14 protein-coding genes are annotated in these 16,737 nt (G+C 69.9%); 9 read left to right on the top strand and 5 right to left on the bottom strand.

All coding sequences use genetic code 11. The annotated features are described in order from the left end of the window. Nucleotides 1-23: 23 nt before the first annotated feature. The 6 genes from ruvB to Acor_RS26215 all read left to right on the top strand — a co-directional run bounded on the left by ruvB (nucleotide 24) and on the right by Acor_RS26215 (nucleotide 7,585). Nucleotides 24-1,055: a Holliday junction branch migration DNA helicase RuvB gene (gene ruvB / locus Acor_RS26240; RefSeq protein ID WP_155339407.1), complete on the top strand. Its 1,032-nt coding sequence runs from the start codon at nucleotides 24-26 to the stop codon at nucleotides 1,053-1,055. A 283-nt stretch (nucleotides 1,056-1,338) separates the two neighbouring features. After that, nucleotides 1,339-1,716 (top strand): preprotein translocase subunit YajC, encoded by a 378-nt coding sequence (yajC, locus tag Acor_RS26235; RefSeq protein ID WP_155339406.1) that lies wholly within the window; start codon nucleotides 1,339-1,341, stop codon nucleotides 1,714-1,716. 42 nt (nucleotides 1,717-1,758) lie between these two features. Continuing rightward, a complete protein-coding gene (gene secD, locus Acor_RS26230) occupies nucleotides 1,759-3,486 on the top strand; it encodes a protein translocase subunit SecD (RefSeq protein ID WP_308805690.1) in 1,728 nt (575 codons plus the stop codon). Next, complete coding sequence (secF, locus tag Acor_RS26225; protein ID WP_308805689.1) at nucleotides 3,483-4,529, top strand: protein translocase subunit SecF; 1,047 nt, start codon at nucleotides 3,483-3,485, stop codon at nucleotides 4,527-4,529. The genes secD and secF overlap by 4 nt, the downstream gene beginning before the upstream one ends. Nucleotides 4,530-4,611: 82 nt before the next feature. Then, nucleotides 4,612-5,118, top strand: coding sequence for an adenine phosphoribosyltransferase (locus Acor_RS26220; RefSeq protein ID WP_155339405.1), 507 nt, complete (start codon nucleotides 4,612-4,614; stop codon nucleotides 5,116-5,118). Between the two features lie 286 nt (nucleotides 5,119-5,404). After that, nucleotides 5,405-7,585: a RelA/SpoT family protein gene (locus Acor_RS26215; protein WP_155339437.1), complete on the top strand. Its 2,181-nt coding sequence runs from the start codon at nucleotides 5,405-5,407 to the stop codon at nucleotides 7,583-7,585. A 46-nt stretch (nucleotides 7,586-7,631) separates the two neighbouring features. Here the strand turns inward: Acor_RS26215 and Acor_RS26210 are convergent, their stop codons facing one another. Beyond that, the gene (locus Acor_RS26210; protein WP_246239123.1) at nucleotides 7,632-8,870 is read right to left on the bottom strand and encodes a DUF349 domain-containing protein; all 1,239 of its coding nucleotides are present in this window, start codon (nucleotides 8,868-8,870) and stop codon (nucleotides 7,632-7,634) included. 44 nt (nucleotides 8,871-8,914) lie between these two features. Next, on the bottom strand, nucleotides 8,915-9,763 hold the full coding sequence (locus tag Acor_RS26205) for a peptidylprolyl isomerase (RefSeq protein WP_246239119.1): 849 nt from the start codon (nucleotides 9,761-9,763) through the stop codon (nucleotides 8,915-8,917). 124 nt (nucleotides 9,764-9,887) lie between these two features. Here Acor_RS26205 and Acor_RS26200 point away from each other — a divergent pair, with 124 nt between their 5' ends. The 3 genes from Acor_RS26200 to aspS are packed head-to-tail and all read left to right on the top strand — an operon-like array spanning nucleotide 9,888 to nucleotide 13,569. Continuing rightward, complete coding sequence (locus Acor_RS26200) at nucleotides 9,888-10,577, top strand: MBL fold metallo-hydrolase (RefSeq protein WP_155339404.1); 690 nt, start codon at nucleotides 9,888-9,890, stop codon at nucleotides 10,575-10,577. Beyond that, the gene (gene hisS, locus Acor_RS26195) at nucleotides 10,577-11,833 is read left to right on the top strand and encodes a histidine--tRNA ligase (protein WP_155339403.1); all 1,257 of its coding nucleotides are present in this window, start codon (nucleotides 10,577-10,579) and stop codon (nucleotides 11,831-11,833) included. Before Acor_RS26200 ends, hisS begins: the two co-directional genes overlap by 1 nt. Beyond that, entirely contained in the window at nucleotides 11,830-13,569 is a 1,740-nt protein-coding gene (aspS, locus tag Acor_RS26190; RefSeq protein ID WP_155339402.1) for an aspartate--tRNA ligase, read from the top strand. The genes hisS and aspS overlap by 4 nt, the downstream gene beginning before the upstream one ends. A 67-nt stretch (nucleotides 13,570-13,636) precedes the next feature. On the opposite strand, the gene Acor_RS26185 is transcribed toward aspS, so the two are convergent. From Acor_RS26185 to Acor_RS26175, 3 genes are all read right to left on the bottom strand, one after another. Further along, the gene (locus tag Acor_RS26185; RefSeq protein ID WP_155339401.1) at nucleotides 13,637-14,815 is read right to left on the bottom strand and encodes a cytochrome P450 family protein; all 1,179 of its coding nucleotides are present in this window, start codon (nucleotides 14,813-14,815) and stop codon (nucleotides 13,637-13,639) included. A gap of 9 nt (nucleotides 14,816-14,824) precedes the next feature. Beyond that, a complete protein-coding gene (locus Acor_RS26180; protein ID WP_155339400.1) occupies nucleotides 14,825-15,637 on the bottom strand; it encodes an SAM-dependent methyltransferase in 813 nt (270 codons plus the stop codon). Between the two features lie 176 nt (nucleotides 15,638-15,813). Then, nucleotides 15,814-16,689 (bottom strand): peptidylprolyl isomerase, encoded by an 876-nt coding sequence (locus tag Acor_RS26175; protein ID WP_246239118.1) that lies wholly within the window; start codon nucleotides 16,687-16,689, stop codon nucleotides 15,814-15,816. Between the last annotated feature and the right edge of the window lie 48 nt (nucleotides 16,690-16,737).

Genomic DNA, 16,737 nt, shown 5'->3' with positions numbered 1-16,737 from the left:
AATCTTTCAGCGGGAGGGCGGCCGTGAGCTTCGACCGGGAGCTGGTCTCGCCCGACGCCGAGGGCGACGAGCAGGTGATCGAGGCCGCGCTCCGCCCCAAGCGGCTGAGCGAGTTCATCGGCCAGGCCAGGGTCAGGGAACAGCTGTCCCTGGTGCTGCAGAGCGCGCTGCTGCGGGGCACGCCGCCGGACCACGTGCTGATGAGCGGCCCGCCCGGCCTCGGCAAGACCACCCTCGCCATGATCGTCTCGGCCGAGCTGGGCGCGCCGCTCCGGGTCACCTCCGGCCCCGCGCTGGAACGCGCGGGCGACCTGGCCGCCATCCTGTCCACGCTCAGCGACGGCGAAGTGCTGTTCATCGACGAGATCCACCGGATGGCCCGCCCCGCCGAGGAGATGCTGTACCTGGCGATGGAGGACTTCCGGGTCGACATCATCGTCGGCAAGGGCCCCGGCGCGACCGCGATCCCGCTCGACATCGCGCCGTTCACCCTGGTCGCGGCCACCACCAGGGCCGGGCTGCTGCCCGCGCCGCTGCGCGACCGGTTCGGCTTCACCGCGCACATGGACTTCTACGAGCAGGACGAGCTGGAGCAGGTGCTGCGCCGCTCGTCCCGGCTGCTCGGGGTGAACCTGCCGGACGAGGCCGCCGAGGAGATCGCCGGCCGCTCCCGGGGCACCCCGCGCATCGCCAACCGGCTGCTCCGCCGGGTCCGCGACTTCTCCGACGTCCGCGCCGACGGCCTGATCACCAGGGACATCGCCGCCGCCGCGCTCAATCTGTACGAGGTGGACGCCGAGGGCCTGGACCGGCTGGACCGGGCCGTCCTGCTGGCGCTGCTGCGCCGGTTCGGCGGCGGCCCGGTCGGGCTGTCCACGCTGGCGGTCGCGGTGGGGGAGGAGCCGGAGACGGTCGAGGTGGTGGCCGAGCCGTTCCTGGTCCGGCAGGGGCTGCTGGCCCGGACCCCGCGGGGGCGGGTGGCGACCGCCGCCGCCTGGGTGCATTTCGGGCTGGTGCCGCCGCCGGGGGCGTTCGGAACCTTCGATGAGGGCTAGTTTTTACGCGGCTGACCGGGCACGAAGGCCCGCTGTGGGCGAAAGGCGTACATGGATGCCATAGGGTGTGCTACGGATCACAGATCGGTTGCAAGGGCGTGAACCCGGAACTTTCCCGCGCGCCTAAACGTGGGTTCGTTGCCGGGCTTCAAACCGCTCGCCTACACTGCGTGGCTTGGCTGGCTGTGTAGGCTGACGTGCTGAGCGGCACGGCCCGGGCAGGCGTACACCTGTGTGACCTCCGGCGCGTTAGGCCGGTCATCTCGTACCGAAGGAGAGCCCCGTGGAAGGGCTTGCGCAGTTCCTCCCGATCATTCTGCTGATCGTGGTGTTCTACTTTCTGCTCATCCGGCCGCAGCGTAAGCGGCAGCAGGAGCAGGTCGCGATGCAGAACTCGCTCTCGGTGGGCTCTCGCGTCATGACGACGACGGGCCTGTTCGCCACCGTGACCGGCTTCGCCGACGACGACGTGCTGCTGGAGATCGCGCCCGGCGTCGAGACGCGCTGGATCAAGGGCGCCATCGGCCGGGTGATCTCGCCGGTCGACGAGCATGATGAGGCCGACGAGCACGACGAGGTGGACGCCGATGACGACGCCGTGAGTGAGGAAGCGGTGGTAGACGCCCCTGAGAAGGGGGATTCGAGCTCCAAGAAGTCCTGAGTACCCTCATTGAAGACCCCTTGACCGAAAGACTGACCACCAGTGGCCCCACCGACAAGTAGCCAGATCAAGCCGGGACGCACGCTCCTGGTGCTGCTGGCGATCATCCTCGCCATGGGCGCGGCGACGATCCTGCAAAAGGCGTACATTCCGAAGTTCGGCCTGGACCTGGCCGGCGGCACCACGGTGACCCTGTCACCGGAGACGCTGGACAACAAGGCGCCGCCAGAGGAGAGCCTCGACCGGGCCGTCAACATCATCCGTGATCGCGTCAACGGCACCGGCATCTCCGACGCACAGGTCGCCAAGTCCGGCTCCAACATCCTGATCCAGATTCCCGGGGCGGGTCAGGAGCAGGCGGAGAAGCTGGTGACCACCGCCGAACTCCGCTTCCGCCAGGTGCTGGCCATCGGCCCGGCCCAGGACACGCCGGCCCCGCTGCCCAGCGACGCGCCCAGCGGTTCACCCGCCGCCACGCCCGCGGCCACGCCCGCCGTGTCCGCCGATCCTTCGCCCAGCGGCAGCCCCGCAGGGCGCAGCCTCGCCAAGGCCCTCACCCAGCCGTCCCCGAGCGGTTCCGCCCAGCCGGAGCCGAGCGCGTCGGCCAGCCCGGGGGCCGAGCCCTCGCCGCTGCCGACCGACCGGGGCACCACCCCGCCCGCCGACGACCCGCTGGCCGGGCAGGACCTCTCCGGCATCGACCCCGCCACGCTCCAGCAGTTCAAGGACCTGAAGTGCTCGGCCACCAACTTCGGCCAGGGCGTTCAGGACGACCCGAACAAGCAGTACGCGGCGTGTGACACCAGCGGCCAGATCAAGTACATCCTGGACAAGGCCGCGGTCAAGGGCACCGAGCTCGCGGGCGCGTCCGCGGGCACCGACCCGACCACCGGCGAATGGATCGTCCAGGTCGACTTCAAGAGCGCCGGCGCCACCCAGTTCGCCGACATCACCCGCCGGATCACCACGCTGCCGCAGCCGCGGAACCAGCTGGCCACGGTGCTGGACGGCGCGGTCATCGTCGCGCCGACCATCAACGAGGCGATCCCCGGCGGCCGGGCCCGCATCTCCGGCGGCTTCACCCAGGTGACCGCCAGCGAGCTGGCCGACCAGCTCAAGTACGGCGCGCTGCCGCTCAAGTTCAAGACCAGCTCGGTCGTGACGGTGTCCTCGACGCTCGGCGCCGACCAGCTGCGCGGCGGCCTGATCTCGGGCGCCATCGGCCTCGTGATCGTCATGCTGTACCTGCTGCTGTACTACCGGGGCCTCGGCCTCGTCGGCATCGCCAGCCTCGCGGTGGCCAGCATCGTGACCTACCTGTCGGTGACCGTGCTGAGCGAGAACGCGGGCTTCCGCCTGTCGCTCCCGCACATCATCGGCCTGGTGGTCTCGATCGGCATCACCGCGGACTCCTTCATCGTCTTCTTCGAACGCATGAGAGACGAGATGAAGGAGGGCCGCCGCTCGCTCCGTACGGCGGTCGAGGTGGCCTGGCGGCGGGCCCGCCGGACCATCCTGGTGGCCGACGCGGTCATGTTCATCGCCGCCGTCGTGCTGTTCTTCCTGGCCGTCGGCGACGTGGCGGGCTTCGCGTTCGCCATGGGCCTCACCACGGTGATCGACGTCGTGGTGGTGTTCCTGTTCACCAAGCCGCTGATGTCGCTGGTGGCGCGCACCAAGTTCTTCTCCAAGGGGCACAAGCTGTCCGGCCTGGACGCCGAACGCATGGCTCGCCCCGAGTCCTCTTCTCAGTCCTTCCAGGAGGCATGATGCCGGGCGTCATCGGCCGCCTCTACCGCGGCGACATCAACATCGATTTCGTCGGCAAGCGCAAGATCTGGTACGGCCTGTCGGCCTTCCTGCTGATCGTGTCCATCGCCGGACTGATCATCAACCAGGGCCTCAACCTGGGCGTGGAGTTCCGGGGCGGCTCGGTCTTCGACTTCGCCCGCACGCCGACCTCCACCGTGGAGACGGTCCGGGCCACCGTCGGCGACGCCGGGGTGCACCAGATCATCGTCCAGGAGGCGGGCACCGCCAACTGGCGGGTCACCACGGAGAGCCTGTCGACCGCCGAGGTGACCAAGGTTCAGAAGGCCATCTCGACCGAGTTCGGGGTGGCGGAGAACCAGGTCAGCTCGCAGGTCATCGGCGCGACCTGGGGCGGCGAGGTCTCCGAGAAGGCCGTGTACGGCCTGATCGTGTTCATGATCGCGATCATGGCGTATCTGACCTTCGCGTTCGAGTGGCAGATGGCCCTGGCGGCCATCGTCGCGCTGCTGCACGACCTGGTGATCACCGCGGGCGTGTACGCGTGGTCGGGCTTCGAGGTGACCCCGGCGACCATGCTGGGCTTCCTCACCATCCTCGGCTACTCGCTGTACGACGCGGTCGTGGTGTTCGACATGATCAAGGAGGTGACCGGGAAGCTGGGGACGTCGGCCAAGATGACGTACACCCAGGCCGCCAACAACGCGCTCAGTCACACCCTGATCCGGTCGCTGAACACCTCGCTGGTCGCGATCCTGCCAGTGGCGGCGATCCTGTTCATCGGCACCACGCTGCTCGGCGCGGGCACGCTGAAGGACCTGTCGCTGGCGCTGTTCGTCGGCATGCTGGTCGGCACGTACTCCTCGATCTGCGTGGCGACGCCGATACTGGTGTCGCTCAAGGAGCGGGAGCCGCAGTGGCAGGCGCTGGCCCGCCGGGTGGCGCAGCGCGAGGCCTCCGAGGCCAAGCAGGCCACCGCGAAGAGCCCCGCCAAGGCCAAGAAGGAGCCGGTCGGCGCGGCGAAGGACAAGCCCAAGAAGTAACACCGATCGCTTTCGCACACCCCGCGTCCCCGGTCTGGGACGCGGGGTGTGCGATGTTTAAGGCGTGCCTTAAGGTGGGCGGGTGACCGATTGGATCTCGCTGATCAGGGACATCCCGGACTACCCCAAGCCGGGCATTCTTTTCAAGGACATCACTCCGCTGCTGGCCGAGCCGGCCGCGTTCACCATGGTCGTGGACGGGCTGTCCGCCGGATACGCCTTCGACAAGGTCGTCGGCATCGAGGCCCGCGGCTTCATCCTGGCCGCCCCGGTCGCGATCCGGAACGCCGCGGGTTTCGTTCCGGTCCGTAAGAAGGGCAAACTGCCTGCCGAAACCTTCGAGGAGTCCTACGATCTGGAGTACGGCTCCGCCACGCTCGAGATGCACACCGACGCGCTCGCCCCCGGCGAGCGGGTGCTGATCGTGGACGACGTGCTCGCCACCGGCGGCACGGCCGCCGCGACCGTGGACCTGGTCAGGCGGACCGGGGCGCAGGTGGTCGGCGTCTCGTTCCTGATGGAGCTGTCCTTCCTGGCCGGCCGGGAGAAGCTGGCCGGCCTCGACGTCCGGTCCCTGGTGACCGTCTGATTCCCGGCCCCGGCGGCACCGATAGACTTGGGGCCTGGACTCGACGCTTTAAGGAGTCTGTGTGCCCCGTGATGTGGTCGCCCCCGACAGCGTGACCTCCGCCGCGCCCGCGGAGCCCGCGCCGGTGGAGCCGCGCGCGGAGGCCGCGGAAGCCGGTCCCGCCCCCGGCCCCGGAAGTGATTCCCGTTCGCGTGACGTTGGAGTAGACGAAGGGGAGAAGTCAGGGGAGAAGCCTGCGCCGGCCGTCCGACGCAGGCTCGCGCGGTTCGGGGGGCAGTGGGGGGCGATGAATCCGGTTCTGGAGCCATTGTTCAAGACGGTGCGGGCCAGCCACCCGAAGGCCGACCTGCGCCTGATCGAACGCGCCTACGACGTGGCCGCCTTCCACCACCGCGACCAGGTCCGCAAGAGCGGGGACCCCTACATCACCCACCCGCTGGCGGTGGCCACCATCCTGGCCGAACTGGGCACCGACGACGAGACCCTGTGCGCCGCCCTGCTGCACGACACGGTGGAGGACACCGCCTACAGCCTGGACGAGCTGCGCGCCGACTTCGGCGAGAGCATCGGGCAGCTGGTCGACGGCGTGACCAAGCTGGACAAGGTCAAGTTCGGCGACGCCGCGCAGGCCGAGACCGTGCGCAAGATGGTCGTGGCGATGTCCCGCGACATCCGGGTCCTGGTGATCAAGCTCGCCGACCGGCTGCACAACATGCGCACCATGCGTTACATGCCGGAGCACAAGCGGCAGCAGAAGTCCCGGGAGACGCTGGAGATCTTCGCGCCGCTGGCGCACCGGCTGGGCATGAACACCATCAAGTGGGAGCTGGAGGACCTCGCGTTCGCCATGCTCTACCCGAAGCGGTATGACGAGATCGCCAGGATGGTGTCCGAGCGGGCCCCGCGCCGCGACCTGTTCCTCCAGGAAGTGATCGAGAACGTCTCCGGCGACCTGCGCGAGTCCAAGATCAAGGCGGCCGTGAAGGGCCGCCCCAAGCACTACTACTCGATCTACCAGAAGATGATCGCCCGGGGCGTCGCCTTCGACGACATCTACGACCTGGTGGGCATCCGGGTCCTGGTGGACACGGTCCGCGACTGCTACGCCGCGCTCGGAACGATCCACGCGCGGTGGAACCCGGTCCCCGGCCGGTTCAAGGACTACATCGCGATGCCCAAGTTCAACATGTACCAGTCGCTGCACACCACGGTGATCGGCCCGGAGGGCAAACCGGTCGAACTCCAGATCCGCACCCGCGCCATGCACAACCGCGCGGAGTACGGCGTGGCCGCGCACTGGAAGTACAAGGAGGAGATGACCACCTCGGGCCCGGCCAAGGTCAAGGAGGTCAACGACATGGCCTGGCTGCGCCAGCTGCTGGACTGGCAGAAGGAGACCTCCGACCCGGGCGAGTTCCTGGAGTCGCTCCGCTTCGACCTGTCGGTCTCCGAGGTGTTCGTCTTCACCCCGCGCGGCCAGGTGGTGGCCCTCCCCGACGGCGCCACCCCGGTCGACTTCGCGTACGCGGTGCACACCGAGGTCGGGCACCGATGTATCGGCGCCCGGGTGAACGGGCGGCTGGTGCCGCTGGAGTCCAGGCTCAGCAACGGCGACACGGTGGAGATCTTCACCTCCAAGTCGCCGGACGCCGGTCCTTCGCGGGACTGGCTGAAGTTCGTCAAGAGCGGGCGGGCGCGTAACAAGATCCGCCAGTGGTTCTCGAAGGAGCGGCGCGAGACCGCGATCGAGGCGGGCAAAGAGGCCATCGGCCGGGCGATGCGCAAGCAGGGTCTGCCGTTGCAGCGGCTGATGTCGGGGGAGGCGCTGCTGGCGCTGGCCCGGGATCTGCGGTATCCGGATGTATCGGCCCTATACGCGGCCGTTGGCGAGGGCCACATCGCGGCCCAGAGCGTCGTACAGAAGCTCGTACAGGCCCTGGGCGGCGTCGAAGGGGCCGAGGAGGACATCGCCGAGGCTTCGGTCGTCACGCGGCTCACGGGCCGCCCCAGGGCCAATTCCAACGCGGGTGTCATAGTGGCCGGCGACCCTGACGTCTGGGTACGCCTCTCCCGCTGCTGCACCCCGGTCCCGGGCGACGACATCATCGGCTTCGTCACCCGAGGCCACGGCGTCTCGGTGCACCGCGTGGACTGCGCCAACGTAGGCCAGCTACGCGAGCAGCCCGACCGCCTGGTCGAGGTCGCCTGGTCGCCGGGCGACGACTCGGTGTTCCTGGTGGCCATCCAGGTCGAGGCCCTCGACCGGCCCCGCCTGCTCTCCGACGTCACCAGGACCCTCTCCGACCAGCACGTGAACATCCTGTCGGCGTCGGTGACCACCTCCAGGGACCGCGTCGCGGTCAGCAAGTTCACCTTCGAGATGGGCGACCCCAAACACCTCGGCCACGTCCTGAAGGCCGTCCGCACCATCCAGGGCGTCTACGACGTCTACCGGGTCACCTCGTAACAGACGAAAGCCCCCGCCGACCGGCGGGGGCTCCGTCATGAGCTGATCAGGAGAACTCGGCCAGCGTGCGCTCGGCCTCCTGCAGCCAGGACCGCCGGGCCGCGATCGACTCCTCGGCCTCCTTGGCGGCCTTGCTGCCCGGCTGCGCCTTCGCCAGCCGGCCCTCCAGCTGCTCGATCGACTTCCGCAGCTGGTTCACCGTGTCCTGGGCGCGCGCCCTGGCCTCCGGGTTGGAGCGCTTCCACTGCTCCTCCTCGGCCTTGCGGACCGCGTCGTCGACCTTGCGCAGGCCGCCCTCCAGCCGGTCCCGCTGCTCGCGCGGCACCGGGCCGACGGCCTCCCAGCGCTCCACCAGGGCGCGCAGCGCGTTCCGCGCCGCCCGCACGTCGGTGACCGGGAGGATCTTCTCCGCGTCCACCAGCAGCTGCTCCTTGGCCTCCGCGTTGGCGGCGAACGAGGCGTCCCGCTCGGCGAACACCGCGGACCTGGCCTGGAAGAACAGGTCCTGGGCGCCCTTGAAGCGGTTCCACAGGTCGTCCTCGGCCTCGCGGGAGGCCCGCCCGGCCGACTTCCACTGCCGCATCAGCTCGCGGTAGGAGGCGGCGGTGGCGTTCCAGTCGGTCGAGGAGGCCAGTGCCTCGGCCTCGATGACGATCCGCTCCTTCTCGCCGCGCACCTGGTCGCGCTGCTCGTCCAGCGAGGAGAAGTACGCCTTACGCCGCTTCGCGAACGCCGTCCTGGCGGTGGACAGCCGCTTCCACAGGCCGGCCTCGGTGGCGCGGTCGATCCGCTCGGCCGCCTTCCACTCCTCGACCAGCTGCCGCAGCCGCTCGCCGCCGGACTTCCAGTGGGTGGCGTCCTCGGCGATCCGCTCCGCCTCGGCGACGATCCGTTCCTTGATCTCCTTGGCCTGCGACCTGGCCTGGTCCCGGGCCGCCCGGACCTCCTCGCGGCGCTTGCCGACCAGTTCGGTCAGCGCCCCGAGGCGATCGTTGAGCGAGCCGAGATCGCCGACCGCGTGCGCCTCCGCAACCGCCTCGCGGAGCTTGAGGATGCTCGCCTCGGCCTGCGCGGGCGGCAGATCGGTGCCCCGGACCCGCTGTTCGAGCAGCTGGACCTGGCCGGCCAGCTCGTCGAACTTGCGGTGGAAGTAGGCCAGCGCCTCTTCCGGTTCACCGGCCTGCCAGGACCCGACGGCCCGTTCTCCCTCAGCCGTACGCACGTAGACGGTGCCGTCGTCGTCTACCCGGCCCCACGGGTCGGTGGTCACCGTGTCCTCCCGCACTCGAATCAGCCTCCAGGGCGCAAACGGCCCTTGGTTGTATTACGTCAGCTCTTGCCGGTAATTGTCACGTCTTTGATGTCGACAGCCGTCTTCGGCGGGCCGTCGCCGCCGCCGCCCTCGACCCCGTCCTTGGCCACCTGGTCCACCAGTTCGATGCCCTTGGTGATCGTGCCGAAGGGGGTGTAGGAGTCGGGGAGTGAGTCGGTCTCGTCGCCGTACACGATGAAGAACTGGCTGCCGTTGGTGCCAGGGCCGCTGTTGGCCATGGCCAGCACGCCGCGCTTGTAGCTGGCGCCTTCCAGGTTCTCGTCCGTGAAGCGGTAGCCGGGGCCGCCGCTGCCCGACGCCGTCGGGTCGCCGCACTGGAGCACCTTGATGCCCTCGGTGGTCAGGCGGTGACACTTGGTGTCGTTGAAGTACTTCTTCTCGGCCAGGAACTGGAACGAGCCGACCGTGCAGGGCGCCTTCGCGCCGTCCAGGCTGGCCTCGATCACGCCCAGGCTGGTCTTGATGGTCATCGTCGCGGGCTGCGCGGCCACCTTCGCGGGGGGCTGGCCGACGTCCTTGGCCGCCTGCCCGTCCGGCTGGTACTCGCAGGTGCCCGAGGCCGGATCGTAGGCCTTCGGCCCGGCGGCGGGCGCGCTCGCCGAGGGCACCGCGGTGTCGGTGGGCGTCGCCGCCGTCACCTCGTCGTCGCCGCCGCCCAGCAGGGTCGCCGCGGCCACGATGCCGCCGACCACCACCAGGACGCCGACGGTGGTGCCGATGGCCGCGGTCCGCTTGGCGGCGCGCTCCCGCTGAACGCGCGTGGTCTGCTGGCGCTCGTAATGCTCGCGCGCGAGTTGCTTCTGGCGGTCCTTACCGCTGACCACTTCGTCCTCCCGACTGTCCAAGAATGACTATTGAGGTGGGCGAATCGTATCGGCACACAGGTATTAGTTCGCAGCCCGCCGACCCGCACCGGTACCCTTCGGTTACATTCGCTCGCGCAATCCTTGAGACATCGAGGCCTCTCCGTTGTTGATCGCCGCGTTCCCCGCTGGGTCCTTCCAGGCAAATTGTTATGTGATCGCGCCCGGGGCCGGTGCCGAGTGCGTGGTCGTCGACCCAGGTCAGGACGCTGTCGGGGAGCTGGACGAGGTGCTGCGCGAGCACCGGCTCAAGCCCGTCGCGGTCGTGCTGACGCACGGTCACCTCGATCACGTCTGGTCGGTCGCGCCGGTCTGCGGAGCCCGGGACATTCCTGCATGGATTCATCCGGACGACCGTGAACTTCTCACCGATCCGGCCAAGGGGATCTCGGCGCAGGCCAGCCAGCTGTTCGGCGGCCTCGAACTGAGCGAGCCCGACGACGTGCGCGAGCTGACCGACGGCGCGACCCTGAAACTCGCCGGCCTGGAGCTGACCGTCGATCACCGCCCCGGGCACACCCGGGGCTCGGTGACGTTCCGGCTGCCCCCGGCCGAGGAGATCCCCCCGGTCTTGTTCTCCGGCGATCTGCTGTTCGCCGGTTCGATCGGCCGCACCGATCTCCCGGGCGGCGACCACTCGGCCATGATGAGCAGCCTCGCCGCCACGATGACGCTGCCGGACGAGACGGCCGTGCTGCCCGGCCATGGACCACAGACGACCATCGGCCGCGAGCGGGCCGTCAACCCCTACCTTCAGGAGTTGCCGCCCGCGCGTGGCCCTCACAGGGGACTGTAATGAGCTTTCAGGCGCCCAAAGGCACCTTCGACTGGATGCCGCCGCGCTCCGAGCGCGTGCTCGCCGTCCGCGACGCGCTGTCCGCGCCCGCCCGCAGGGCCGGGTACGGCTACATCGAGACGCCCGCGTTCGAGGACACCGGTCTGTTCTCCCGCGGGGTCGGCGAGTCCACCGACATCGTGACGAAGGAGATGTACACCTTCGTCGACAAGGGCGGGCGGTCCATCACGCTCCGCCCGGAGGGGACCGCCTCGGTGGTCCGGGCCGTGCTGGAGCACGGCCTGCCCGGCGGCCCGCTGCCGGTCAAACTCTGGTACTCGGGCAGCTACTACCGCTACGAGCGGGCCCAGAAGGGCCGCTACCGGCACTTCTCCCAGGTGGGCGCGGAAGCCATCGGCACCGAGGACCCGGCCGTGGACGCCGAGCTGATCGTGCTGGCGGTGGACGGCTACGCGGCGCTCGGGCTGACCGGGGTGCGGCTGCTGCTCAACTCGCTGGGCTGCGCGGAGTGCCGGCCGGCCTACCGGGCCGCGCTGCAGGACTTCCTGCGCGGGCTCGACCTGGACGAGCAGACCCGGCAGCGGATCGAGATCAACCCGCTCCGGGTGCTGGACGACAAACGCCCCGAGGTGCAGGCCCAGCTGGCGGGGGCGCCGCTGGTGACCGACCACCTGTGCGGGGCCTGCAAGGCCTACCACGAAGAGGTGCGCACGCTGCTGACCGCCGCCGGGGTGACCTACACCGACGATCCCCGGCTGGTGCGCGGCCTGGACTACTACACCAGGACCACCTTCGAGTTCCTGCACGACGGGCTCGGGTCGCAGTCCGCGGTCGGCGGCGGGGGCCGCTACGACGGGCTGAGCGAGATGATCGGCGGGCCGCCGCTGCCCAGCGTCGGGTGGGCGCTCGGGGTGGACCGCACCGTGCTGGCGATGGAGGCGGAAGGGCTGTTCGACGCCCAGCCGGCCACCGTCGACGTGTTCGCGGTGCCGCTCGGCGAGGAGGCCAGGCGGGCGGTGTTCGGCCTGGTCGTGGCGTTGCGGCGGGCCGGGCTCTCGGCCGACATGGCCTTCGGGGGGCGCGGGGTGAAGGGGGCCATGAAGGCCGCCGACCGCAGCGGCGCCCGGTTCGCCCTTATCCTCGGGGATCGGGATCTGGCGGCGGGAGCCGTACAAGTGAAAGATCTGACCACTGCTGAGCAGACCGCGGTGCCGATTGCCGAGGTCGCCGACGTCCTGAAAGGGAAACTCTCGTGATCCGCACCCACGAAGCAGGAACGCTTCGTCCGGAGCATGCCGGCCGGCAGGTGACGCTGGCGGGCTGGGTAGCACGCCGCCGTGACCACGGCGGCGTGGTGTTCATCGACCTGCGCGACGCCTCCGGCTCGGCCCAGGTGGTCTTCCGCGAGGAGGACGACGCGCACGGGCTGCGCTCCGAATACTGCGTGAAGGTCGTCGGCGAGGTGCGGGTCCGGCCGGAGGGCAACGACAACCCCGACCTGCCGACCGGCGCGATCGAGGTCGTCGCCTCCCGGGTGGAGGTGCTGAGCGAGGCCGCGCCGCTGCCGTTCCCGATCGAGGGGAACGCCGGCGTCTCGGAGGAGGCCCGGCTGCGCTACCGCTACCTGGACATCCGCCGCCAGCAGGTCGGCGACGCGCTGCGGACCCGCTCCCAGGCCACCTACCTGGTGCACGAGGTGATGCGGGAGCGGAACTTCGTCTACGTGGAGACGCCCAACCTGACCAGGTCCACGCCCGAGGGCGCGCGCGACTTCCTGGTCCCGGTGCGGCTCCAGCCCGGCAACTGGTACGCGCTGCCGCAGTCGCCGCAGCTGTTCAAGCAGCTGCTCATGGTGGCCGGCCTGGAGCGCTACTACCAGCTGACCAAGTGTTTCCGGGACGAGGACCTGCGCGCCGACCGGCAGCCCGAGTTCACCCAGATCGACATCGAGATGTCCTTCGTCGACCAGGACGACGTGATGGAGCTCGGCGAGGCCATCATGTCCCGGGTCTGGCAGGAGACCGTCGGCTACACCATGCCGCGCCCGCTGCCCCGGATCACCTACGCCGAGGCGATGGCCCGGTACGGCTCCGACAAGCCGGACCTGCGCTTCGGCTGCGAACTGGTCGACCTCACCGAGTACTTCGCCAAGACCACCTTCCGGGTGTTCCAGGCCGCGCACGTCGGCGCGATCGTGATGCCCGGCGGCGCCTCCCAGACCCGCAAGGAGCTGGACGGCTGGCAGGACTGGGCCAAGTCGCGCGGCGCGCGCGGCCTGGCGTACGTGCTGGTCCAGGAGGACGGCTTCGGCGGCCCGGTGGCCAAGAACCTGTCGGAGGAGGAGATCTCCGGCCTGGCCGCCGCCACCGGCGCCAAGGTCGGCGACGCGATCTTCTTCGCGGCCGGCCCGGCCCGCGCCGCCCGTGACCTGCTGGGCGCGGCCCGCCTGGAGATCGGCCGCCGCTGCGGCCTGATCGACGAGTCCCAGTGGTCCTTCCTGTGGGTGGTGGACGCCCCCATGTTCGAGGAGGACGGCGAGGGCGGCTGGACCGCCGTGCACCACCCGTTCACCGGCCCCAAGCCGGAGTGGGCCGACGACTTCCAGGACCACCCGGGCGAGGCGCTCGCCTACGCCTACGACATGGTCTGCAACGGCATGGAGATCGGCGGCGGCTCGATCCGGATCCACCGCGCCGAGATGCAGGAGCGCGTCTTCGCCGTGCTGGGCATCTCCAAGGAGGAGGCCGAGAGCAAGTTCGGCTTCCTGCTCGAAGCCTTCAAGTACGGCCCGCCCCCGCACGGAGGCATCGCCTACGGCTGGGACCGGGTCTGCATGCTGCTGTCGGGCGGCGACTCGATCCGCGACGTCATCGCCTTCCCGAAGACCGCGTCGGGCTTCGACCCGCTGACCGGGGCTCCCACCCCGATCACGGTTGACCAGCGCAAGGAAGCGGGCGTCGACGCCAAGCCCCGCGCCCAGGAACTGGTCTGATCTTTCGCAAGGCCCCGGCGACGTGCCTGTCGCCGGGGCCTTGCTTTGTAAAGGGGCCCGCCCGGCTTCAGAAACGGACGGGCAGGGCGGTCAGGCCGCGCACGATCGAGCCGCTGACGGCCCACGTCGGGTCGTCGGTGGCGAGTTCGAGGGTGGGCAGACGGCGGAGCAGGGTCTCGAAGGCGATCTGGCCTTCGAGGCGGGCCAGCGGGGCGCCCAGGCAGTGGTGGATGCCGTGGCCGAAGGCGATGTGGCGGTTGTCTGGGCGGGTGAGGTCCAGCCGGGACGGGTTCGCGAAGGCGGCCGGATCGTGGTGGGCGGCGGCCAGCGAGATGTGGACCCAGGAACCGCGGGGGATCGGGGTGCCGGCGATCTCCAGGTCTTCGAGGGCGATCCGTTGCGTGGCGCGCTCGACCGGGGGGTCGTAGCGGAGGAACTCTTCGACGGCCGCCGGGATGAGGTCGGGGCGGGCGGCGAGGAGGGCGCGCTGGTCCCGATTGCGGAGCAGGGCCAGGACGCCGTTGCCGATCAGGTTGACGGTGGTCTCGTGGCCGGCGATCAGGATCAAGGCGATCGTGCCGAGGAGTTCGGCCTCGGCGAGCAGGGCGTCGCCTTCCCGGGCAGCCAGTAGAGCCGTCAGGAGGTCGTCCTGGGGTTCCAGGCGGCGCTCGGCAAGAATGTCCCGGAGATAGGCGTTCAGGGCCTTGGCGGCGGTTCTGCGGCGCGCGGTGGCCTCGGCGGAGAGGCTGGGCACGGTGAGGGCGGCCGTCCAGGCCCGGATGGCGTCCCGGTCGGCTGCGGGGACCCCGATGAGCTCACAGATGACGATGATCGGCAGCGGGAAGGCGAACGACTCGATCAGGTCGGCTTCGCCGTCCCCCGCGATGGCGTCGAGCAGCGCGTCGGCGATCTCCTGCACACGGGGGCGCAGCGACTCCGTCCGGCGGGCGGTGAACGCCTTGGCGACCAGCGCGCGGAGCCGGGTGTGGTCGGGCGGGTCGACGCCGAGCAGGGTGTCGCCGAAGAACAGCTCGCCGCGCACCGGGAGTTCGCTGTGGCGGGTGTCCTTGGACAGGCGAGGATCGCTGAGCGCGGCCCGGCCGTGCTCGTAGCCGACCACCAGGAAGCCGCGTGCGCCGGGCGGGAACTCGATCGCGTGCACCGGGCCGCGCTCACGTAGCTCCGCGTGGAGCGGGTACGGATCGGCGGCGAACTCGGGACTCAGCAGGAAACTCGGCGGCAGCACGACCGGCCCTCAGGTCAGGTGGCCGACGCCGCCGAGGAAGCCGGCCCGGTCCCAGTTCGGCTTGACGTCCTCGTACTCCGGCCGCCAGGCCTCCACCGGCACCAAGCCGGGCTTCAGCAGCTGCAAGCCCTCGAAGTAGGCGAGAATCTGGTCGGCGGTCCTGGGGGTCAGGTTGCCCGTCTTGGTGGCCTTGTACGTGCTGGTCACCAGGATCTCGTCCTCCTTGCTGACCCGCCCGGCGTGCCCGTGCGAGATCACCAGGTAGCTGCCGGGCGCCAGCCGCTCCCGCAGCCGGGCCACGATCGAGGCGGCCTCGTCGTCGTCGGGCACGAAGTGCAGCACGGCGAGCAGGAGCACCGCGACCGGCTGGCCGAAGTCGATCCTGGCGGCCACCTCGGGGTGGTCCAGGATGGCCTTCGGCTCGCGCAGGTCGGCCTGGACGACCGTGGTGAGCGGGTTCTCGGCGAGCAGGGCGCGGCCGTGGGCCAGCACGATCGGGTCGTTGTCGACGTAGACGACCCGGGAGTCTGGGGCGCTCTGCTGGGCGACCTGGTGCACGTTCTCCCTGGTCGGCAGGCCGGAGCCGATGTCGAGGAACTGGCGCACCCCGGCGTCGGCGATGAGCCGGACCGAGCGGGACAGGAAGGCGCGGTTGTCGCGGGTGAACTCCCGCACGTACGGCATGATCGAGAGGACCTGTTCGGCGGCCTCACGGTCGGCCGCGAAGTTGTCCTTGCCGCCCAGGTAGTAGTCGTACATCCGCGCCACGCTGGGCACGTGCGGGTTGATCACCCACGACGGGGCCTGCTCGCGATCGGTCACGTCCTCGCCTTCCGGCGTCGCTCCGCCTCCGGCCGGTGGGGAGAGTCTGAAGGGTCTCGTGACCCGCGTGAGGTCCGCGTTTCACGACATTTCCGTGCATGGTACGGCTCGCGGTACTAATGGTGCGAACCGTACCAGACACAAAAAGTCAGAAACCGACCAGAAATTCGGTCAGGCTAGCGCACCACGACCGTCTTGATCTTGACGGGGAGCTTCGGCGCGTTCGAGCCGCCCTCGTCGCTGGTGATGTCGATGCCGTCGGGCGCGGTGTTGACGCCGCCCTTGACGATCTTGTCGACGACCTCCATGCCCTGCACCACCACGCCGAACGGCGTGTACGCGGCGGGCAGCTGGGCGTTCTCGTTGCTGAAGGAGATCGCGAACTGGCTGCCGTTGGAGTTGGCCGCGTCGCCGCCCTGCGCCATGAAGACCACCCCGCGCACGTACTGCGGTCCGAGGTTCTCATCCGGGAACAGGTACCCAGGGCCGCCGGTGCCGTCGGTCGGGTTCTCCCCGTCGCCCTTGGCCTGCGGGTCGCCGCACTGCAGCAGGTCAAGCCCGTTGGTCTCGGCCGTGACCAGCCGGTGGCAGACCGTGTTGTCGAAGTACTTCTTGCCCGCCAGGAACGCGAAGGAGTTCACCGTGCACGGCGTGTACGGCGTCAGCTCGATCACGATGTCGCCCTGGTTGGTGCGCACCGTCATGGTCTTGGCGCGCAGCGCCGCCTTGGTCGGCTTCTTGGGCGGGAAGCCGACGAACTTGGCCGGGCTGCCGCTGTCGTCCTTGCGGTACTCGCAGGTCACCTTGGCGGGATCGACCGTGGCGGGCGCGCTCGGCTCCGGAAGCTCCGAGGGGACCGCGGACGGGACCGCCGACGGCGGCGCCGACGAGGGAGCCTCGGTCTCGGCCCCGGCGACCGGCTTCTCGGCGTCGGAGCCGCCGCAGGCGGTCAGGGCCGCGAGCGCGATGACCAGCCCGACGCCGAGGATGGTGCCGCGCTTGGCCTTGCTGTCACGCGCGGCCAGGTGCTTCTGCCGAATGGTGTCGGTCACCGCTATGCCTTCCATTTTTCGATATCTGACCAGTTCGATGCGCAACTC

Origin of the sequence: Acrocarpospora corrugata, assembly GCF_009687845.1 — a bacterium.
Lineage (GTDB): Bacteria > Actinomycetota > Actinomycetes > Streptosporangiales > Streptosporangiaceae > Acrocarpospora > Acrocarpospora corrugata.
Note: the sequence above shows the minus strand (reverse complement) of the source record. Positions and strands in the feature narration are given on the sequence as shown.

Bases quoted from the DNA above. Each gene is read 5' to 3' on its own strand.
- hisS (WP_155339403.1), top strand. From the start codon at position 10,577: ATGAGCTTTCAGGCGCCCAAAGGCACCTTCGACTGGATGCCGCCGCGC.
- secF (WP_308805689.1), top strand. From the start codon at position 3,483: ATGATGCCGGGCGTCATCGGCCGCCTCTACCGCGGCGACATCAACATC.
- Acor_RS26215 (WP_155339437.1), top strand. From the start codon at position 5,405: ATGAATCCGGTTCTGGAGCCATTGTTCAAGACGGTGCGGGCCAGCCAC.